Origin of the sequence: Mesorhizobium sp. WSM3859, from assembly GCF_002295065.1 — a bacterium.
In the GTDB taxonomy this organism is placed as follows: Bacteria; Pseudomonadota; Alphaproteobacteria; order Rhizobiales; family Rhizobiaceae; genus Mesorhizobium.
The window spans coordinates 22,251-42,039 of record NZ_NSGG01000027.1; the positions used below are offsets into that span (position 1 = coordinate 22,251).

16 protein-coding genes are annotated in these 19,789 nt (G+C 66.3%); 8 read left to right on the forward strand and 8 right to left on the reverse strand.

From position 1 onward, the window contains the following. Positions 1 to 22 precede the first annotated feature (22 nt). Positions 23 to 1,024 (reverse strand): aldo/keto reductase, encoded by a 1,002-nt coding sequence (locus CK230_RS31870; RefSeq protein ID WP_095820745.1) that lies wholly within the window; start codon positions 1,022 to 1,024, stop codon positions 23 to 25. A 447-nt stretch (positions 1,025 to 1,471) separates the two neighbouring features. Between CK230_RS31870 and CK230_RS31875 the strand changes: the two genes are divergently transcribed. Further along, complete coding sequence (locus tag CK230_RS31875; protein ID WP_141246172.1) at positions 1,472 to 1,663, forward strand: hypothetical protein; 192 nt, start codon at positions 1,472 to 1,474, stop codon at positions 1,661 to 1,663. 125 nt (positions 1,664 to 1,788) lie between these two features. On the opposite strand, the gene CK230_RS31880 is transcribed toward CK230_RS31875, so the two are convergent. The 3 genes from CK230_RS31880 to CK230_RS31890 form a co-directional block, all read right to left on the reverse strand. Next, entirely contained in the window at positions 1,789 to 2,286 is a 498-nt protein-coding gene (locus CK230_RS31880) for an N-acetyltransferase (RefSeq protein ID WP_095820747.1), read from the reverse strand. Between the two features lie 378 nt (positions 2,287 to 2,664). After that, entirely contained in the window at positions 2,665 to 3,951 is a 1,287-nt protein-coding gene (locus CK230_RS31885) for an NAD(P)/FAD-dependent oxidoreductase (RefSeq protein WP_095820748.1), read from the reverse strand. Beyond that, positions 3,948 to 5,480, reverse strand: a complete 1,533-nt coding sequence (locus CK230_RS31890; protein ID WP_095820749.1) for a formyl transferase — start codon at positions 5,478 to 5,480, stop codon at positions 3,948 to 3,950. The genes CK230_RS31885 and CK230_RS31890 overlap by 4 nt, the downstream gene beginning before the upstream one ends. Before the next feature lie 246 nt (positions 5,481 to 5,726). Here CK230_RS31890 and CK230_RS31895 point away from each other — a divergent pair, with 246 nt between their 5' ends. Next, a complete protein-coding gene (locus tag CK230_RS31895; RefSeq protein WP_095820750.1) occupies positions 5,727 to 7,820 on the forward strand; it encodes a Wzz/FepE/Etk N-terminal domain-containing protein in 2,094 nt (697 codons plus the stop codon). A 55-nt stretch (positions 7,821 to 7,875) separates the two neighbouring features. After that, a complete protein-coding gene (locus CK230_RS31900; protein WP_245430135.1) occupies positions 7,876 to 9,153 on the forward strand; it encodes a VpsF family polysaccharide biosynthesis protein in 1,278 nt (425 codons plus the stop codon). Here the strand turns inward: CK230_RS31900 and CK230_RS31905 are convergent. The 4 genes from CK230_RS31905 to CK230_RS31920 form a co-directional block, all read right to left on the reverse strand. Then, positions 9,112 to 9,522, reverse strand: a complete 411-nt coding sequence (locus tag CK230_RS31905) for a type II toxin-antitoxin system HicB family antitoxin (RefSeq protein WP_095820751.1) — start codon at positions 9,520 to 9,522, stop codon at positions 9,112 to 9,114. The two genes, CK230_RS31900 and CK230_RS31905, sit on opposite strands and share 42 nt — an antisense overlap. A gap of 58 nt (positions 9,523 to 9,580) precedes the next feature. Further along, the gene (locus CK230_RS31910) at positions 9,581 to 9,763 is read right to left on the reverse strand and encodes a type II toxin-antitoxin system HicA family toxin (RefSeq protein ID WP_245430136.1); all 183 of its coding nucleotides are present in this window, start codon (positions 9,761 to 9,763) and stop codon (positions 9,581 to 9,583) included. A gap of 231 nt (positions 9,764 to 9,994) precedes the next feature. After that, on the reverse strand, positions 9,995 to 11,266 hold the full coding sequence (locus CK230_RS31915; RefSeq protein ID WP_095820761.1) for a cellulase family glycosylhydrolase: 1,272 nt from the start codon (positions 11,264 to 11,266) through the stop codon (positions 9,995 to 9,997). 10 nt (positions 11,267 to 11,276) lie between these two features. Beyond that, positions 11,277 to 12,464: a DUF1972 domain-containing protein gene (locus CK230_RS31920; protein WP_245430137.1), complete on the reverse strand. Its 1,188-nt coding sequence runs from the start codon at positions 12,462 to 12,464 to the stop codon at positions 11,277 to 11,279. A 355-nt stretch (positions 12,465 to 12,819) separates the two neighbouring features. On the opposite strand from CK230_RS31920, the gene CK230_RS31925 reads away from it, so the two are divergent. The 5 genes from CK230_RS31925 (at position 12,820) to ligD (ending at position 19,482) form a co-directional block, all read left to right on the forward strand. Then, positions 12,820 to 14,007 carry a glycosyltransferase family 4 protein gene (locus tag CK230_RS31925; protein WP_095820762.1) on the forward strand — a complete coding sequence of 396 codons (1,188 nt, stop codon included), beginning with the start codon at positions 12,820 to 12,822 and terminating at the stop codon, positions 14,005 to 14,007. Further along, the gene (locus tag CK230_RS31930) at positions 14,004 to 15,311 is read left to right on the forward strand and encodes a hypothetical protein (protein WP_095820753.1); all 1,308 of its coding nucleotides are present in this window, start codon (positions 14,004 to 14,006) and stop codon (positions 15,309 to 15,311) included. The genes CK230_RS31925 and CK230_RS31930 overlap by 4 nt, the downstream gene beginning before the upstream one ends. Positions 15,312 to 15,320: 9 nt before the next feature. Beyond that, on the forward strand, positions 15,321 to 16,550 hold the full coding sequence (locus tag CK230_RS31935; RefSeq protein ID WP_095820754.1) for a GNAT family N-acetyltransferase: 1,230 nt from the start codon (positions 15,321 to 15,323) through the stop codon (positions 16,548 to 16,550). 95 nt (positions 16,551 to 16,645) lie between these two features. Next, entirely contained in the window at positions 16,646 to 16,870 is a 225-nt protein-coding gene (locus CK230_RS31940; protein ID WP_095820755.1) for a hypothetical protein, read from the forward strand. A gap of 116 nt (positions 16,871 to 16,986) precedes the next feature. Further along, the gene (gene ligD / locus CK230_RS31945) at positions 16,987 to 19,482 is read left to right on the forward strand and encodes a DNA ligase D (RefSeq protein WP_095820756.1); all 2,496 of its coding nucleotides are present in this window, start codon (positions 16,987 to 16,989) and stop codon (positions 19,480 to 19,482) included. Positions 19,483 to 19,789 lie beyond the last annotated feature (307 nt).

Consider the following 19,789-nt stretch of genomic DNA (forward strand, 5'->3'; position numbering starts at 1 on the left):
GGCGTTGACGGGCTGCTCCTACCTACCTGTCCACGAGCGACATCGTGCGCTCGTTGTATCTCGGTCCCGAAACCTTGTCGGGCGTCAGCGCCATGTCGAGCCCCAGCATCTCGGTCGGATCGAGATCGATATCCGCGGCCGCGACATTCTCTTCCAAATAGGTTCGCCGCTTGGTGCCGGGGATCGGCACGATGTCGATGCCGAAGTCCGGCCCCTTGGCGAGCAGCCAGGCGATCGCGATCTGGCCGGGCTTCACGCCTTTTGCCGCGGCGATGTCGCGCACTGCGGCGGCGGCCGCGACATTCAAGTCGAAGTTCTCGCCCTGGTACCGCGGGTCGCCGCGACGGAAATCGCCCTCGGGATAGTCTTCCGCGCGCTTGACGTCGCCGGCCAGGAAACCGCGGCCGAGCGGCGCGAAGGGCACCAGGCCGATGCCCAGCTCCTTCAATGCCGGGATGATCTCGGGCTCGAGGTTGCGCTCCCACAGCGAATATTCGCTCTGCAGCGCCGAGACCGGATGCACGGCATGCGCGCGGCGGATGTTGGCAATGCCCGCTTCCGACAGGCCGAAGAAGCGCACCTTGCCCTCGGCCACCAGCTCGCCGACCGCGCCGGCGACGTCTTCCATCGGCACCGAGGGGTCGACACGGTGCTGGTAAAGCAGATCGATGCGGTCGGTGGCGAGCCGCTTCAGCGAAGCGTCGACCACCTCGCGAATGTGTTCGGGCCGGCTGTCGGTGCCGGCCTGCTTGCCATCGACGATGCGGAAGCCGAATTTGGTCGCGATCGTGACCTGATCGCGCCGGCCTTGCAGCGCGCGTCCAAGCAGTTCCTCGTTGACGAAAGGCCCGTAGACCTCGGCCGTGTCGAGAAAGGTGCAGCCGAGCTCGATCGCCCGGTGGAGCGTCGCGATCGATTCCTGTTCGTCGGCCGGGCCGTAGGACTGGCTCATGCCCATGCAGCCGAGGCCTATGGCCGAGACTTCGAGCCCCTGGCTGCCGAGTTTGTGTCTGCCGAGGCTCATAAGTCCTTGTCTCCCGCGAAAGATCAGCGCTCGCGAAATTATAGGGCGGGGACAGGACACGTCCAGCGCCGGGCCGGCAGCGCTTGATCCAGGTCAAGGGAAACGGCGGAGGGCGTCGTATGATCGGCCTGTCTTGGGAAGGACACAAGGCGGGCGGGTGGTTCCGCCGACTCCACGGGGACCCGGCGGAATCACCCACACCGACGTTTGGACAAAAGACCTGTAACGCGTCGCCCGAACTCGTTTCGGCGCGACGCGCTTTTTCATGTTCCCACAGTCCACGCCGCGCCCGGCTCTGAGCCGACGCCTGATGCGACTGTTTCGAAAATCGCTCTAGCGAGTCCGATGGCAGGGCGATTACTCTTAAAAAAACCGTTGCCCGATACTGGGGTGCCGTTGATAGACAAGCGCATAATGAAACCCAGCAAGTTTATGATGAGAGCCGTTATGCTGGCCATCGAGCTTTTCCTGCTCGTACCGGTTGCCCAATCTCTTTGGACGGGCCGGATCAATTTCAAGGATCACCCCGTAGAGCGAGCCCATGACCCATTTACCTATTGGGTCGAATTGGCCGTGATTGTGGTCGGTATGGTAACTGTGCCGCTCTGGATACTCTACCGGGAGCGGCAGGAACGCTAGGTGGTGGTTTTGCTACGGCAGTCCTCATCGTAGGCATCGGTCTGCCAGGCTTGCTGGCCGCCATCGGACACTGATGAGCACCGTAGACCCCCTCGGTGCCCGTGGAGCAAATTCTGGAACGGGCTCTAAGCCCTCGGCAGCATGCGGCGCATGATTAGCGAGGCGTGGCCGCCTACGCCGTGGGCGGCTTCGCGGCGTTCGACGACCTCGAAGCCGTGCTTGCGGTAGAAGGCGATCGCGCGGTCGTTGCCTTCGATCACCTCCAGCGCCATCGAGGGGATGCCGGCATGCGCGGCAAGCACGGCATGCAAAAGGTCGACCGCAAGCCCGCTACCGAACGCCTGCGGCTCTATGTGCAGCCGCTCCAGCGTGACTTCGCCTTTGGCGTCCATCGCCGCCATCGCATAGCCGGCGATCGAGCCGTCGGCGCGCTCGGCGACAAAGGACATCTTGTCCTCGTCCTCCAGTTCTTGCGCGAGCTTGTCCGGCGCATGCCTCTCGTCGGAAAGCCGCGCCACGGTCTCGTCGCCCATGATTGGCGCGTAGGTCCGCCGCCAGGATTGGCCGAGCAGCCGCGACACCTCGGCAAGATCGTTCCTCGTCATCGCCCGGATGCTAGTCATGGTCGTTGTCCCTGTCTCGATCCGAAGATAGGGCGAAGCGCGGTGCGGGGCCAATCCCCATGCGCGCGGAGGGGGCGGATCCTGCCGGCGCCCGTGCCGGGCGTTCGAGCGGATATCGGGCGGCGGAAACGATCCTGCGTGGCCGCTAGAGCAATACCAGGAAAAGTGTGAGCGGTTTTCCGTCCGGAATTGCGTTAAATCAAAGAGACATGGCGTTTCGCCGTTTCCGTGAAACGGTGAAACGCACTAGCCCGATGCCGAACCGATGAGGCGGCAGCGGGCCATTGATGCGACGCTGTCCCGCCGAGCAGGAGACACTGGTCCATCGTGAAACTAAACCGGGTTCGCCCGCGACGCGCGACTTGCGGATTCGTAAGCTTACGGTTGTGCTCCCACGCGCGGCCCGGCGTGTAATTCCTGCGCCGCCTTGTCGGTGTGGTCGAAAGCAGCTCCTGTTACGCCAGGTGCGGCACCGCTCGGTTTTCCCGCCTCCCGGAACCGGCGGGCGAAGATCATCAGGCGCCGCGCGGTGTTGTTGCGCAGGCGGCGCAGGCGCCATTCCAGTCCCGTCTCGGTGGTGATGCGCCTGGCATAGATGCTGGCGCGCATGGCTCTTTCGTCGGCGGCGACCTTGACCGGATCGTCGTAGAAAGCGCTGATCTTATCAGCCGCCATGCCGGGCGTTTCGAGCCAGGCAGGGATATGGGTCGTGGCGAGGCAGTCGACATCGGTGAGCACCCGGTGGATGCCGTCGCCCTGCGCCGGACAGGTCGTGGCGAACGCATCGCCGACGAAGACCACGCCGTCGCGGCGATGGCCCTGCGTCGTCGTCAGGCTGACCTGCCGCACGTCCACCTCGCTGGCGATCGCGAAGTTGCCGCATCGCGCGGCAATCTCCGGCATCAGCTCGAGCAGAATCTTTTGCGGGTTCTCGCGGAACGCCCGCACCCACGGGTCGGCGACGGTCCGGTAGACGAACATGTTGGCCCGCAGCCGCTCGCCGATCCGGAAGATGGTAAGAAAGGCAATGCGATCGGCGATCCGCCTTGCGTAGAAGGTGAGGGATTGCAGACCGAATTCCTGCGGCGAGATCGCGAAATCGAACCCCATCGACAGCGAATGCGCCTTCGATTCCTCGATGCGCTCGACGCCGATGGCGCGCCGCACCGCTTCGCTGTAGCCGGTGGCCACCACCAGCAGGCGCGCATCGATGACCGAGCCGTCGGTGAGCACCAGGCGCTGCCGGTTCGGTCCGGTCGACACGTCGGCGACCTTGCCCACCGTCAGCGGCACTTCTGGAGGGAGCGCCGCACGCAGGCCGTTGACCAGCGGCGTGTAGGAAAAGGCGTATTCGAAGGTCTGCTTGCGCTCGAACAATCGGCCGAAGCGGAAGACATGGAGATCGGTCATTGGCGTGACGAGCGACCTGAAAACCGGCCCGAGCCCGAGTTTCTCGAACAGCCCCATCTGTTCCGCGCGGGTCTTCTCGGCCCGGAATTCTTCATGGTGGATTCGATGCGGGTCGATCAGCGCCACCTTGCGGCCCGCTTTGGCGAGCGTTATCGCCAGAACGGTTCCGGCCAGCCCGGCGCCGACGATTGCCACTTCCACCTCGGTCCGGCCGGGCGGGGCGGCGGGCGTTTCGCGGTTCTCGGTGGTGCTCATTGCCTGTCTCCACGGGCCGTGGGCATGCTCTCCCGCCACTGGGCCTGCTTCCAGCGTGGTGCCATTGCCGAACCATCTATGAATTCCAGTCCGCCCGCTTCGTTGAGCGTATGCAGCTTGCGGCCGGCCCAGCCGGCGCCCGGATTGAGGATCGTCTCGACGACCTGTTCGAAGCCGTCATCGTCGAGCCGGGTGACGCGTGCGATGCCAAGCGCGGCGCCATAGCTTCTGCGGCAGTCCTGCACCGGACGCAGAAGCTGGCCGCCGCGGCTAACCAGGCGGCCCGCCGGGCGCGCCGAGGCGATGTCGATCAGCAGCGGGTTCTTCGGATGCGACGTCCACGGCCCGCGGAAGTCCGGCGCCGACCACAGATGCAGCTGGTCCGAGAAGGCGCCGCCGCCGTCGCGCACCGTGGCGAACATCCACCAGCGCCCGCCATGCTCGACAAGCGTGGCGTCGCTGGCGACGATGTCGGAGACCAACGTCGCTTCCTTCACCCAGCCGCCCGGGAAGATGGTGGCGCGGTAGAGGTCGACGCTGCGGTTGGCGCCGCTTTCCGGCACCATCCACATCTGGCCGTCGCGCTCGAACACGAAGGGGTAGGAGAGGTGGTAGGGCAGTTCCAGCACCGGCTTGGGGGTGCCTGCCGGCCCGTTCGGCCCGAAAGCCACCGCCGACAGGATCGCCTTGCCGGCGCTATGGATATAATCCTCGACGAACAGTGTCACCTGGCCGCGGTAAAGCACCGGGAACGGATCGGCGTAGAACCGGCTGCCGTCGTCAGCCAGGTCGCGCCATCCCGATCGCGGATGGGCGCGCAGATCGTAAAGGTCCCTGCCTTGGGTCTCGCGCCAGCCGACCCGCCAGTGCGGAGCGTTGTAGCACAGATGATAGATCTGCTGGACGATGCGTCGTGCCGTCGCCTTGGTCGCCCGCACACCGAGTTTCGTGGCCGAGGGCATCACCGACGACGCCACCTCGGGCGACGGTTCGGGCAGCACGGGCAGATGCGACCGCGCGGCGCCATTGACCGCCGCCACGATCAGGCTGGCGCTGCGCGCCAGCATGTCCTGGAACGACGCCAGAGCAATACCGGGATATTCGGTGCCGAGTCGTCCTTCGGCGACCGTCGTGCCATTCTGCTCCAGGCGCGCGTGCGGCGTGCGGCCGGCAAGGATAAGCGCCAGCAGGGCTTCCTCGCCGCAGACGCCGTCATAGGAGAGCCGCCACACTCGTCCGCCCTGCGGCTTCGCATTGCCGACGAGGTCGATGGTGATATCGACCGGCGCGGACGCTCTCGCATGGCCGGCCAGGGCCGAAATTGGCACACGCCTGGCCGTCCCATTGGCGGGCAGGCGGTGGATAAGCGTCTCAAGCTGGAACAGCGCCTCGGCCGCGCGCGGCACGCCGCCCGCCGCCGGACGCGCGTCGACGCAAAGCTCGACGCCAGACAGCAGCGACAGCCGTTCGGCCAGCACGACATGGAAAGCGCGCACGCGATCGCCGTTGAGGCGCAGGCTCAGGCGCATGGCCAGTCCCCGGGCGACTCGCCTCCGGAACTGGCAGGCAGGCCCGCCGGGTCTAGTTCCCGCCGCATGCGCACGATGTCTCCACTTTCAGCTGCACCAAATTTCCACTGTGTTGGTGCAAACTTCGTGCCAGGGCAGCCTCAATTTATGAACATAATTAACAGTGTTTTAATCGTTGCCGGGAATAGCTAGGCCAACGCCGCATTTCTCGTCTTGCCGGCCGATGGAGCGTTGTCGGAGCGACCTTTGCAACCACCCCTGCTCATGGTGCCTCAGCAGAACGCTCCGGAGGCGGTCGCGCCGCAGCCGGCCTATTACGCGCCCGCGCCAGCCTCCGCCACGGTCGAGCTTGGCGATCTCGGTCGCATCCTGTTGCGGCGCCGCTTCCTAATCCTCGCCGTCACCGCGCTGCTCACCGCCGCGACGCTCGTCTACACCTTGCTGACGCCGGCGCTGTACTCCTCGACGGCGCAGATCATCGTCGATCCCGAGGATCTCCAGGTCGTCACCAACGACGTCAATCCGAGCCGCATCTCGCCCGACGGCGGCATCACCCAGGTCGAGAGCCAGGTCAGCGTCGCGCAGTCGAACGGCGTCCTGCTGCGCGCGATCAAGGCGACCAACCTGACCGAGGATCCGGATTTCAACGGGCAGGGTGTTCTCGGCCGCTGGATGGGCATGCTCTTCGGCGACAGTGACAGCGACAGGACGGCGATCACGCTGGATTCGCTGCGACGCGTCCTCGCGGTGAAGCGCGACGACAAGGTGCTGGTGCTCAACATCATCATCACCGCCAAGACCGCGCAGAAGGCGTCGGACCTCGCCAACGCCATCGCCACCGCCTACCTTGCCGACCAGGCCGACGCGCGCAGGGACAAGGCGGCCAAGGCCTCCGAGGCGATCACCGCGCGGCTCGACGAACAGCGCAAGCGCGTCGAGGAGGCCGAGAATGCGGTCGAGGCCTATCGCTCGCAGCACAACATGGTGATGGCCCAGGGCAACCTGGTGAGCGACCAGGAACTGACCGGGCTCAATGCCGAGCTGACCGCTGCGCAGGCGCGCACCCAGCAGCTCAAGGCGCAGGTCGATCAGTTGCGCAGGCAGGGCGGCGCGCCGGACGCGACCTCGGAAGCCACGCGCTCCTCGACGATTTCGAGCCTCAGGGCACAGGAAGCGGCGCTCGTCGACCAGATCGCCCAGCTCGGCACCGGGCTCGGACCGCGCCATCCCTCGATGATCGCCGCCCAGCAGCAGCTGCGCGACCTGCGTGTGCTGATCCAGCGCGAGCTCGGCCGCATCGTCACCGCCGCGGAGACCGACTATGAGCGGTCCCTGGCCAACCAGCAGGCGCTGCAGGCCAGGGTGGCGGCGCTCAAGTCGAAATCGCTCGATACCGACCAGGCTTCGGTGCGCCTGCGCGAATTGCAGCGCGACCTCGACGCCGTGCGCACCGTCTATGCCAACTACCTGCAGCGCGCCCAGGAAACGCGCGAGCAGACCAATGTCGACAGCACCAACGCCCGCATCATCTCGCAGGCCATGCCGGCGCTGAAGAAGAGCTGGCCGCCGAAGGGGCTGCTTGTGTTCGGCGCCGTCTTCGGCGGGCTGGCGCTGGGCGTCGGCATGGCGCTGATCGCCGAATATCTTTCCCCGACCGTGCTTTCCGCCAACCAGATGCAGACGGCCATCGAGGCGCCGGTGCTGGGCGTGCTGCCGGGCAGGGGACGCCGCCGCTCGGGCGCCGCCGCCCAGAAGACCGACGCCGTGGCCGGGCTGGCCCTGCAGCGCATCGCCGCCGCCACAAGGCGTCCGCCCGACTGGCCGCTGGTGCCTTCGATCCTGGTGGCGTCGCCGCCCGAGGACAAGGCGCAGCGCTCGAGGGTTGCATGGCAGCTCGCCAACGCGGCGGCGGCCAGGGGGCGGCGCGTGCTGTTCATCGACATCAATGCCGGCAAGGGCCAGAAGGACCCGCAGCCCGGCGTGCTCGACGTGCTGCGCGGCGAATATCCGCTCGACGCGGTCAGCCGCTATGCGCCCGGCAGTTCCGTCGCGCTCATCGGTCGGGGCCGGCCGGCGGCGGTGTTCCAGGAAGCGCAGGCGCTTTATTTCGCCCACCGCATGCTGGCCGAGGCCAATCGCAGCTTCGAGCTCGTCGTCGTCGACGGCGGCGCCCTGGCCGACGACCTCAACGTCCTGCCGCTGGTCGCCATGGCCGACGAGATCCTGCTCGTCGCCAGGCTGAACGCGACGCCGATGCGCGACGTCGCCTCGACCTCGGAGGCGGTCTCCGTCATGGGGCGGCTACCGACCGGCGCCATGCTGGTCGACGAGGCCGCCTGACATGGCCTCGGTCCTGGCTGGTTCTGCCCGGCCTGTCCCCGTTTCAGGTTACGGCATGGCGGGCTGGCGCGCTGTCCCTGTCGACACGCTGACCCGGCTTGGCATCACGGTGGCGGTGCTTCTGCTGTTTGCCCTATCCGGCGGCATGCTGTGGCTGCTCGGCTACAATTACGAGGGCCTGCAAGGCAGCGCGCTGACCAAGATCCATCCGTCCACCTATCTGGTGGTCCTGGTGTTTGCCTGGCGGTCATGCACCTTCGGCAATCCCGTCGGCTACGTCGTCAATGTCACCAACCGGCGTCCGGCCACCGCGCTTTTGGCGGTGATCGCAGTGGTGCTTCTCATCGTCGTCATCGCCAGGCAACGCCCCGGCATGGCCGGCATGATCGACACCTTCGTGGCGCCGGCGCTGTTCGTCCTGGTGTTGAGCGAGGATGACGAAAAGACCTTTGCCCGGCTGCAACTCGTCATCCATGCCGTGATGACGGTGAACGCGCTGCTGGCGCTGTTCGAGTTCGGCACCAAGCATCTGGTATTCCCCTACAGGTTCGACGGCGCGGTGTTCGTCAACGACCCGCGCTCGACGGCGCTGCAGGGGCACCCGCTGTCCAATGCCACGGTCACCTTGATCTATGTGCTGTCGCTGCTGTCCGGCGCGCGTTCCCTGTCGACGCCGCTTCGGCTGGCTTTGGTCGGCCTGCAGTTCTGCGCGCTGGTCGCCTTCGGCGGCCGCTCGGCGATGGTGCTGACGGTCCTGCTCGGCAGCGTCTATATGCTGACTCGCGGCGTCGCCCAGCTCAGGACCGGGCGCGTCAACCTTCTGGCCGCGGCGCTCGTGATCATGCTTGCCGCGCTGCTGCCGCTGGCGATCATGCTCGCCGGCTATTACGGCTTCTTCGACGCGCTGCTCGAGCGCTTCGTCTCCGACAATGGCAGCGCCAACGCGCGCGTCCAGATGTTCGACCTGTTCAGCCGGCTGGAGCTGCGCGACATCATCGTCGGCCCCGACATCGACCTTTTGGAGAGCACCCGCCGCATCAGCGGCCTCGAACAGGGCATCGAGAACCCGATCATCCGCATGACGCTCTATCAGGGCGCCTTCTTCACGCTTTTGATGTTCTTCGGCTTCGCGCTGTTCATGCACGAGGTGGCTCGCCGCTGCCATCCCGGCATCTGGCTGCCGATGCTGGGCTGGCTTCTCATCATCAACACCTCGGAAAGCCTTGCGTCCAAGACAACGCTGATGACCAAATTCGTGGTGATTGCCTTGGCGCTGTACAGGCCGGAGCGATCAGACGGTTTCCTTAAGCCTCTCCCTGGCCGCCGCGGCTAGAAACGCAGACCTGGTAACACCCAGTCGATGGGCTGCTTCGTCGATGTCGGCCAGCAGGCCTGCATCCAATGAGATGTTGGCCCGGGCCGGCCGGCCATAGTCCCGAATGAGAGGGACCGAGATCAAAACGGCGCCATCGGTCAAGGCCGATCGTACCTCTCCGTCGGCCATAAGCTCGTCCATGCTTCGGGGGCGGGGAGCATCACGACCCTCCGCCAGTTCTTCAGCTACCCATTCGGCCAGAGCCGCGGTTGCATCCTTGAATGCCTCGTCGCGGTTTTCCGATTGGGCCACGCAACCTGGTGCATCGGGGAACGACACACCGACAATGCCGTCCGCGGCATCCACGAGTGCGATATAGCGAGACACGTCCTGGGCCTATGTTCTTTGTTGCCTTGCTCTTCATGGAGATGGTGAGGAGTCGGTATTATTCCCAGCCCGCCGCTTTCGCGATTGAGCGGGCTGCCAAGGGCGTCACTGTCTTCTGCCGGGGAACCATGATCGTGGGCATCCCGGCCTTCTTGTATTTGTCATGTTTCGAGCCGCCGACAAGCTGCCAGCCTTCCCGTTCCAGCCGGGCCTTGATCTTGGTGGTGTTCGTCTCCGACACCAGGATCCCTTGGGAAGCCAAGGTGCAATTATTTGCACAATTTGCTCGACCTATCAACGGAAATGCGCAAATAGATGTACATTCTTGCTGTCGGCGGCGCAGCGATTGGCTGCGGGCGCCGGCACGCCTTATTTGTGAGCCGCTGGCTCGATTTCGCAAGAATGCACCGGCTCCCCACCGCCGACTCCCGCATCAAACCAAAGCTTTAGCGTGGTTTGGTGATTCAACAAATCAACTTGGCGGCATCCTCAGCCCGAGCGCCTCGATCATGGCGGGATCGAGCACGCGGGTTTTGTCGTCCATCATGCCCATGCCGTCGAACAAGTCCCAGAACGCCCAGGGAAAGCCGGCGGCTTCGGCGCTCTGCCGCACATCGGCGATGTAGCGGGCGCGATCGGGATTGGGCGCGGCGGTGTAGCGGGCTTCGGTGCGCAGCGCACCGAACTCGCCCATGATGATGCGCCCGGGCGCGATGCCATGGCCGTCCGCCCAGTCGCTCACCTGCGCGAGGTAGCCGTCGATGAAGCCGCGGTCGGGCTGCGCGTCGAAATAGACTTTGAGCACCTTCTCGGTCTCGGCATAGGCGGCCTTCTTGGCTTCGTCGGACCTCTCTGTCTCCTTTGCCATCCTTGCCCGGACCGAGGCCAGCGTCTTGTCGAGCGATCCGGCCGAAGCTGGCCAGGGCACGTTGTTCAGCGCGCGATAGACCGGCTCGCGCATCCATGGCGCGCCCTGATGGCTGAACAGATAGGGCTCGTAGAAGTGGAAGGTGAACAGGACCGGCTCGAATTCCGCCAGCGGCGCCGGGTCGAGCGCGGTGAGGCCCCGCACCATCGAGCCGCAGCCGCCGGTCACGACGATCGGCAGGTCTTTCGCTAAGCCCCGCGCGGCCCTGAGCAGCGCCGCCTGCACCTTGGGCCACGCCTCGGAGGAACAGTCCCGCGGCGGCTCGTTCACCGGTTCCAGCGCGACCCTGCCGGGCGCCATGTCCTTGAGCATGCCGGCCACGTCGGCGACGAAGGCGCGGTAGCGGGCGAATTCCGGCGCGCCGGTGTTGGAAACCATGCGCTCGGGATTCCAATAATGGGTTGCGCCATTGGCCTGGACGTTGACGATGACGCCGAGATCGGCGGCTAGAGCCGCTTCGACCGCCGCGCCGAGCATCGCCATGAGGTCGGCGCGCGGGCCAGTATCGGCGGCCAGGAACGGGCCCGGATCGACAGGCAGGCGGATGAAATCGAGCCCGCTGGCGCGCAGGCGGGCAAGGTCGGCCGGCGTCGGCACGGGCCGCTGCGACTGGAAAGGCGGCCAGTCATAGTCGGTGCGGGGCGCGGGAAATTCGCGCGTCAGCGCAAACCACGGCCAGGCGTTGACGCCGCGCCTGAAAGGCCATTCGCCGGCGGCTCGCGCTTGAGATATGACCGGCGGAACCGTAGCGACCAGCGGCACTGTTGCCGCGACCAGCGCCGCGCCGAGCAGACGGCGGCGCGACCAGCCGGGCATGCGTGCCCAGTCATGCATGCTTGGCGCGGTCGGCTTGCGCCGGCGCGGCCGTGGCGGCGCCGAGCTGCCGCAGCGCTTCCTTCTCATAGGCCGCGAGCACGTCTTCCCAGCGGAAGGCTTCGCGGGCGCGTGCCCGCGCCGCCTTGCTGCAGCGCGCCACCAGCGCGTCGTCGGCCAGCGCCTCGTCGATCCGCTGGCTCAGGCTGTCGGTGTCGTTGAAGTAGATCGCCGCCTCGCCGGCGACCCAGCGGTTGTAGCGATTGTCATGCGCGATCACCATGTTGCCGGCGGCCAGCGCCTCGACCAGCGAGGGGTTGGTGCCGCCCACCGTGTGGCCGTGCATATAGGCGCGCGCATGGTAGCGCAGCGCCTTCACCGTCGCCTGGTCGTAGATCGCGCCCGGCATGACCACCGTGGTGCCTGCCGCCTCGCGCACGGCGCGGTGATAAGGGATGTCGTCGTTGAGCGTGCCCAGCACCACCAGCTTGATGTCGCCGCGATCGCGGCGGCGGAAGGCTTCGATGATCGGCAGGATGTTGTTGTCGGGCTCGATGCGCGCGATCGAGACCAGATATCTGCCGGACTCCAGCCCGAGCGCGCGAACGGGTTCCTCCGGCGCCGAGGTCACCGGGTCGGCGCCATAGGCAATGGTGGCGATGGCGCTGCGCGGCCGCCTTGTCGCCAGGTGATCGGCGATCGCCGGATGGTCCGCGACGAGCCTGTGCGAGAGCCAGGCGCCGATCCATTCGTTGAGCCAGAACCAGGCGCGCGCCGCCGGCCCCCATTTCGGCCGCCGCCACTCGATGCCGTCCATGTTGGTGATGATCTTGCGCCGCATGAGCCTGAGCCAGGTCAGGAACACCGCGCCGTTATAGCCGAGCACCAGGCACACGCCAGGGCGCCTGGCAGCGTCGAGCACGCACTGCCAGTCGAATTCGAGCGTCGCGCGGGGCCCTTTGGAGGCGACCTCGATGGTGATGAGCTCGATGCCGCGCCAGGTGCCGGTCGTCACCCTTTGGCCGACGTGCTCGACTTCCTTCTGGCAATAGACGCCGACCTTCCAGCCGCGTCCGGCCAGGAAAAGCGCCAGCCGCTCGGCGAAAGTCTCGAAGCCGCCATGGGAAGCCGGAATGCCGCGCGTGCCCAGGATCAGGATCGAAGGCTTTTCGATCGGGGTGGAAGGTCGTTCCGATTTCAAAATAAAAGGATTCCCCGGGTCCGGTCATGGTTGTCGTTATGTCAATGACCGCCCAGCAACTTCCGTGCCAGGGGTACCCCCGGGACGAATACTCGCATGAAGGTGTAAAATTTCTCTTCAGAACGCGGGGCTTGCTTCATTATCGGTCAACTTTCGCGACGTATCTGTGTCGATACGGGGCACGGTTGGGTTTTCGGGTCGCAGCCGGGCGTTCGATACCCGGCACGATCCTTGCTCCCGAGGCCTGCAGTGGCCACCGCTGGGTAGAGCGGCGTGCGGATTCGGCATGAAGTTCCTTCCGCGCTTGAAGGGTCCGGTGCTGAGCCGGCCCGGGGTGCAAGGTGGAAAGATAGAAATGCGCATAGCCTGCGTTCATCAGGGCTACGAGCTCTATGGTTCGGACCGCAGCTTCGCGGAGAGCGTGGCTGCGCTGCGCGCCGCGTTTCCGGCCGCCGAGATCGAGGTCGTGCTGCCGCGCGAGGGGCCGATCGTCGATATCCTGGCGCCGCATGCCAGCCGCATCGTGTTCGAGCCGCTCTGGGTGCTCAGGCGCCAGGCGATGCTCAGGCTCGCCACCGTCGAGATGGCGCGGCTGCCGGCGGCGCTCTGGCGCGCCTGGCGCCGCATGCGGGGCAGCGACCTGACCTATATCAACACCTCGATCATCGCAGACTATGCGCTGGCGGCGCGGCTTTTGCCGCGCAAGGCGCTGCTGCACATCCACGAGATCCCCGAGGGCATATTGCGCAAAGTGCTTGTCGCCCTGATGCGCTGGAGCCGTGCGGACCTGATCTTCAACTCGCGAGCCACGCGCGCCACTTTCGGCGATCCGCCGGCCGTCGATGCCAGGGGGCGGCGCACGCATGTCGTCTATAACGGCGTCGCCGGGCCGCTGGTCGCCCTGCCGGTGACCTATGACGGCAGCCGCCCGCTAAAAATCCTGCTGCTTGGCCGCGTCAACCGCATCAAGGGGCAGGAGGTGCTGCTCGAAGCGGTCGCCTCGCTTCCCGCCGGGTTGCGCGATCGCGTCGAGGTCCGCCTCGTCGGCGGCGCCTTCGAAAGCGTCGAGCGCGAGCAGGCCTTGGCCGAGCTGGTCGGGCGCATGGGGCTGCTGACCGGACATGTCGAGGTGCTGCCCTTCGTCTCCGACCCCACCGACCACTACCGCTGGGCGGACATCGTGGCGGTTCCGTCGCGTCGCCCGGAATCGCTCGGCCGCGTCGCCATCGAGGCGATGGGCTGGGGCAGGCCGCCGCTGGTGTCGGCAATCGGCGGACTGGTGGAAGTGGTGGCCGACGGCGAGACCGGCTGGCATGTGCCGCCGGGCGATGCCAGGGCCCTTGCCGGCAAGCTCGGTGAGATCATCCAGCGGCCGGAGCTCTGGCGCGGCTTCGCCGCCGCCGGCCGGGCGCGCTACGAGACGCTCTTCAGCGAACATATCGCCGCCGCCGCGATCGTGGCGATCGTGGCCGACAAGCTGAAGGCCGCGACGCCGCGGCGGGGGCGGGCGCGTGTCGCCCGCGAGGCGGAGACGAGCCCGTGAAGTTCACCTTCCCGGCCCACCTGGTGCGACGCCTCATGCTGATGATCGGCGGCGAGGCGATGCAGAGCGGCTTCCATTTCGCCCTCAACATCGCGCTGCTGCATCTTTTGTCGGCGGAAGGCTACGGCCTCTTCGCGCTGGCCATGGTGATGGGCGGCGTCGGCCTGTCCTATATCCGCTCGCTCACCGCCGTTCCGGCGACCGTATGGATGAGCAAGAGCACCAACAGGATCGGCGTCGACGCTTATGACGTGACCTTCGGATCGGCCGCTCTTGCGGTGGCGCTGCTGATGGGGCTGGGCACTGGACTGCTGATGCGCCTGCTCGGCGATCCGAGCGGCATCGGCGCCGCCTGTTTCGTCGGCGCCTGGTCGCTGCGCAGCCACATGCGCACGGCTTTTTTCGCGCGCCGCATGCAGATTGTCGTCTCCATCAGCGACGCCGTGTTTACCATCGCGGGCATCGTGCTGGCGGGAGCGGCGATCTGGTTCTTCGCGAACGCGCTTCAGGCCACCTTCTTCGCGCTTGCGGCCGCCAATATGGTCGGCATCGCCGTGCTGGTGAAACTGGCGCGCCGCAGGCTGCGCGTCTCTTTCCGCGCGCCGACCTGGCGGCGCTACGCAAAGCTCTGGCCCCAGCTCTCCTGGTCGGGGTTCAGCGCCACCACCACCAACATCCAGGGGCAATGCCTGGCGCTGCTGGTCGCCGGCATCGCCGGACCGGCCGCCTACGCGCCGCTGGCGGCGGTGCTGGTGCTGTTCGCGCCGCTGCGCATCTCCAGCCTTGCCTTCTCCAACATGACGCAGCCGGAACTTGCAAAGCTGGTGCGCAACAAGGAGTTCGACCGCGTCTGGACGCAGGCCAAGGTCTGGGCGCTCGTCATGGGTTTCGGCAGCCTGGCCTATGGCTGCGGCGTCCTGTTCGTCCTGCCGATGATCAAATCGCAGGCCCTGCAGCATGCCTCGGTCGGCCTGATCGGAATTTTCGCCATCGCCAACTTCGTGCCGATCATGGCCTATGTGATGCCGCGCGTGGTCCTCGAGATCCTCGGGGATTTCCGCATCGTCGCCTTCATCACCCTGGCCGGCGCGATTGTCGGACTGGCGACGATCGGGGTCCTGTTGGCCGTCGCGCCATCGACATGGTCGCTCGCCGGCGCCGCGGTGTCCGAGACCTTCGTGCTTGTGACCTCATGGTATTTCGCGGGTCACCGCATGTGGAATTCCAAGCATCCGAACGAGCAGCGCCCCAGTGTTTTGGGCGCCTGGCGCCGTGCGGCGACGCTCGCCGTGCAGAGACGATAGGAGAATGATGTGGCAAGCCAGGCAATGCCGATGGCGGCGATGACGACCGGCTTGGCCGACGACGAGGCGGCGCTGCACCCCGCCGGCGCCGCCAGTGGCGCCTATGTGGCGCGGCTGCACACCAGCCTCGAAGCCGTCAAACCGCTCTGGCTGCGCCTCGAGACGACCGGCATGTGCACCGGCCACCAGCATTTCGCCTGGGCCGAGGGGATCGTCGAACGGCTCATGCCCGTGAAAGCCGAACTGGCCATCGTCGAATTGCGGGACGCCGCGACTGGCAAACCGATCATGCTTGTGCCGCTGATGCGGCGCCGCGCGTTCGGCCATTGGGTGATCGAGTGGCTGAGCTGCGGGGTCTGCGACTATGCGGCGCCCTTGCTCGCCGACGCCACGCCGTGGACGAGGCAGTCCGCCGAGGCCGCGTGGGCGGCGGCGCTTTCCGTGCTGCCGCCGGCGGACCGCATCCACATCACCGGTATCCCGAAAAAGATCGGCGGCGTCGCCAACCCCCTGGCGCTGCTTTCGCCGGCGCGCGATTCCATCCATTCCCACTACGGCATCGCCATGGATGGCGACGCCGAGACGGTCGTCAAGCGCATCTGCCGTCCGTCATTCGTCAAGGCCCTCAACAAGGACCTGCGCCGGCTGGACCGCAATGGCGGCCTGGCGCTGGTGGAAGCCGACACGCCGGCTTTGGTGGACGCGATCTTCGGCAAGCTGGTCGAGATGCGGCTCAGCCGTTTTCGCGAGCTGGGCCGGTTCGATCTCCTGGCGCAGCAGCCGGCGGTCGATTTCTACCGCGAGGCCGCGCATCGCGGCCTGAAGGACGGGTCGGTGCGGATCTTCGGCCTGCGCGCCGGCGACGTCATGGTCGCGGTCCAGTACCTGGCGGTCCATCTGGGCACACTGCATGCGCTGCTGGTCGCGATCGACCAGGCCGCGGTGCCCAACGTTTCGCCCGGGCTGTGCATCATGGGCGAGCTGATCCGCTGGGGACGCGGGCAGGGCTTCGACTATTTCGACCTGTCGGTCGGCAACCAGAGCTACAAGGAGCATATGGGCGCGGTGAAGTCGGTCCTGTCCGAGCTTTGCTACGGCATCACGCTGAAGGGCGTGGCGGCGAGCGAAGCGATCAAGTATCGCGGCCGCGGCGTCGCCTTCGTGCGCGACAACCCGCGCCTGTTCAAGCTCGCGCAGGAATTCATGCAGCGCTGGCGGCGCCTGCGGGCGGGGCGGTGAACCGCTGCCCGCGTCCCGCAAATTGACTCACATTCCGCTCTCCGCCATGCTTATGGCAGCCGCATTCTTCGGCGGCAGCGAGTTCGAGTGAGGCCATGGCCAGTCCCGTCGCCAGAGAAAAATCCCGCCGCGCCGCGGTGAAGACCGCGCTCGAGCGCCACAAGGTCTATGTCACCGCGCAGCGCTTTTCCGGCGGCTCCTACAGCGCCCGCGTGCTCGTCGACGGCGAGGCCTATTGGGTCGACGAGTTCCGGCTGAGCCAGCTGCGGCAGGGGCTGACCCCGGCAGAGCTGGAGCTGACGCCGGCGATTGACGATTGATCCCGGTCCCTTGCTTCGCCGCGCTATAGGAAAATCCGAAATGCTGGCAGGACAGAGGGGGGTGTGCCGGAACGCGGCGCTGGCAAGGTAAGCTTGCCGTCACCTCCGCCTGACCGATGCCCGCCAAGCTCACCTCCTACCGCGCCAAGCGCGAATTCTCCCGCACTCCCGAGCCCGCGGGCGGCACTGCCTTCGAGGGCTCCAACCGCTTCGTCGTCCACAAGCACCACGCCACAGCCGACCATTACGATCTCCGCCTCGAAATCGGCGGCGTGCTGAAGAGCTGGGCGGTGCCGCGCGGCCCCTCGCTCAACCCCGCCGACAAGCGGCTTGCCGTCGAGACCGAGGACCACCCGATCGAATATATCGACTTCGAGGGCGTCATTCCCGAGGGCGAATATGGCGGCGGGCCGATGATCGTCTGGGACACCGGCACCTGGGCGCCGATGGAGGACGTCGACAAAAGCCTGCGCACCGGCGCCTTCAAGTTCCGGCTGGCGGGCCAGAAACTCAATGGCGGCTGGATGCTGACAAGGCTGAAGCCCAAGCCCGGCGAGGACGAGAACAAGAAGAACTGGCTCTTGTTCAAGGAGCGCGACCTCGCTTCGGACGCGAAACGCGACATCCTGAGCGTGCGGCCGGAAAGCGTGAAGTCCGGCCGTCGCATCGAGGAACTGGCGGCGCCGCCGAGGAAGCGGGAACGTCTGCCGCCGAAGCCGGGTTCGCTGAAGCCCGGCGCGCTGCTAGGCGCCGTCAAGGCCGCCCCGCCGACCCGTATCGAGCCGCAGCTTGCCACCCAGGTGCCGAAACCGCCGGGCGGCGAGGGACCGGCGGAGAAGACGGGCGAGTTGTGGCTGCACGAGATCAAATTCGACGGTTACCGCACCATGGCGCATGTGGTGGATGGCGAGGTGCGGCTGATCACCCGCGGCGGCATCGACTGGACGAAGCGCTATGGCGATCTTCCGCAGGCCTTTTCGCGTCTGCCGGTCGCGCAGGCGATCATCGACGGCGAGATCATGGTGCTCGACGAGAAAGGCATTTCGCGCTTCGCGCTGCTGCAGGACGCGCTGGCCGAAGGCGCCGGCTCGAAACTGCATTTCTACGCCTTCGACCTTTTGCATCTCGACGGCTGGGACCTGCGCAGGGCGCCGCTGATAAAGCGTAAGGCGCTGCTTGCCGAGCTGCTCGCCGGCCAGGCCGCCAATGCCGCCATCCAGTACAGCGACCATGTCGAGGGCGACGGGCAGGGTCTGTACGACCAGGCTTCGGACCTTGGACTGGAAGGCGTCGTCTCCAAGCGCGCCGACGCCATCTACACGAGCGGCCGCACCAAGAGCTGGACCAAGGTGAAGGCGCAAAAGACGGATGATTTCGTCATCGCCGGTTACACCGTCTCCGATCGGGCGGAAGGGTTGGCGGCGCTCGGCATGGCCGAGTTCGAAAATGGCGAGCTGCATTATCGCGGCAAGGTCGGCACCGGCTTCGACCGCGACATGGCGACCGAGCTGCTTGCCAGGCTGGAGCGGCTGATGGCCGGCGCCAGCCCGCCTGAAGGCGTGCCGCGCGAGATCATGCGCGAGATGCACTGGGTGAAGCCGCTGCTGTCGGCGCGCGTGCGCTATTCGAACCGCACCGCCGACAATGCGATCCGCCACGGCGTCTTTCGCGGGTTGCGCGATGTCGGCGGGCTGACCACGCCGGCGCCGGTCAAGCGCAAGCGCCTGATCGCCGAATCCGACCTCGCCACCATCTGGGTGACCAATCCGGAGCGGCGGCTGTTCGGCAAGACCGGCCCGACAAAACTCGACATCGCCGTCTATTACGCATTGGTCGGCGATTTCATGCTGCCGCATATCATCGGCCGCCCGGTGTCGCTGGTGCGCTGTCCGACGGGAAAACCGCAGGATTGCTTCTTCCAGCGCCACGCCTTCACCGGCATGCCGCCTTCGGTGGCGGTGTTCGAGAGCGTCAATTCGGAAGGCGAGACGAAAACCTATCTCTCGGTCGAGGACGCCAAGGGCTATCTGGCGCTGGCGCAATTCGGCGTCGTCGAGTTCCACACCTGGGGCACGCACCGATCAAAACTCGACAAGCCCGACCAGATCGTCTTCGACCTCGACCCGGGCGAGGGTATTTCCTGGCGCGAGGTGGTGGAGGCGGCGGTCCACATCAAGGGCGGGCTGGAGAGTTTGGGGCTGGTCCCCTTCGCCAAGACCTCCGGCGGCAAGGGCATCCACATCACCGTGCCGGTGACGCGCAAGCAGAACTGGAAAAAACTGCACCAGGCCTCGAGCGCCATCTCGACTTTGCTGGCCGCCAGCGCGCCCGACACCTTCACCACGACGATGGGCAAGGAGAACCGCAAGAAGCGGATCTTCATCGACTTCCACCGCAACGCCCGCGGCCACACCTCCGCCGCGCCCTATTCGCTGCGCGCCCGCACCAACCTGCCCGCCTCGACCCCGGTGAGTTGGACCGACCTGGAGACGATCGACGCGCCTGAGGATCTGAACTACGCCTCGCTGCCCGGGCTGCTGGAGACGTCGGGCGATCCCTGGGCTGAGATCGACGAGGCGGCGAGGGATCTGCCGGTGATGGAGGGGAAATGAACCGCAGGCGTTGGCGATCCGTCACACCCCCCTCTGTCCTGCCGGACATCTCCCCCGCAAGGGCATATGCGCTAAGATAGCTTTGGCATGGACTGAAACTTGCGCTTTCGTGGTGGCTCACGCCAACGATGTCGCAGGGCATGGAGATTTCGGCGCAGAGTTGCCAGGGGCGGCTGAGTAAAGATCGCGGCGATCAGGGAGGCAACGATCTGGCGGGTAGCGCGCCATAGTGTCCAGCCGATAGATGGGTAACACTTTGAACCGGATACATGGGTTACAGTTTTCCCCCTGAGTTGCTGTCCGCCGC

Excerpts from the sequence above, each read along its gene's own strand:
- CK230_RS31880 (WP_095820747.1), bottom strand. The coding sequence starts at position 2,286 with ATGACTAGCATCCGGGCGATGACGAGGAACGATCTTGCCGAGGTGTCG.
- CK230_RS31900 (WP_245430135.1), top strand. The coding sequence starts at position 7,876 with ATGGCGGGCTGGCGCGCTGTCCCTGTCGACACGCTGACCCGGCTTGGC.
- ligD (WP_095820756.1), top strand. The coding sequence starts at position 16,987 with ATGCCCGCCAAGCTCACCTCCTACCGCGCCAAGCGCGAATTCTCCCGC.
- CK230_RS31940 (WP_095820755.1), top strand. The coding sequence starts at position 16,646 with ATGGCCAGTCCCGTCGCCAGAGAAAAATCCCGCCGCGCCGCGGTGAAG.
- CK230_RS31925 (WP_095820762.1), top strand. The coding sequence starts at position 12,820 with ATGCGCATAGCCTGCGTTCATCAGGGCTACGAGCTCTATGGTTCGGAC.
- CK230_RS31915 (WP_095820761.1), bottom strand. The coding sequence starts at position 11,266 with ATGCCCGGCTGGTCGCGCCGCCGTCTGCTCGGCGCGGCGCTGGTCGCG.
- CK230_RS31870 (WP_095820745.1), bottom strand. The coding sequence starts at position 1,024 with ATGAGCCTCGGCAGACACAAACTCGGCAGCCAGGGGCTCGAAGTCTCG.
- CK230_RS31890 (WP_095820749.1), bottom strand. The coding sequence starts at position 5,480 with ATGCGCCTGAGCCTGCGCCTCAACGGCGATCGCGTGCGCGCTTTCCAT.
- CK230_RS31885 (WP_095820748.1), bottom strand. The coding sequence starts at position 3,951 with ATGAGCACCACCGAGAACCGCGAAACGCCCGCCGCCCCGCCCGGCCGG.
- CK230_RS31875 (WP_141246172.1), top strand. The coding sequence starts at position 1,472 with ATGCTGGCCATCGAGCTTTTCCTGCTCGTACCGGTTGCCCAATCTCTT.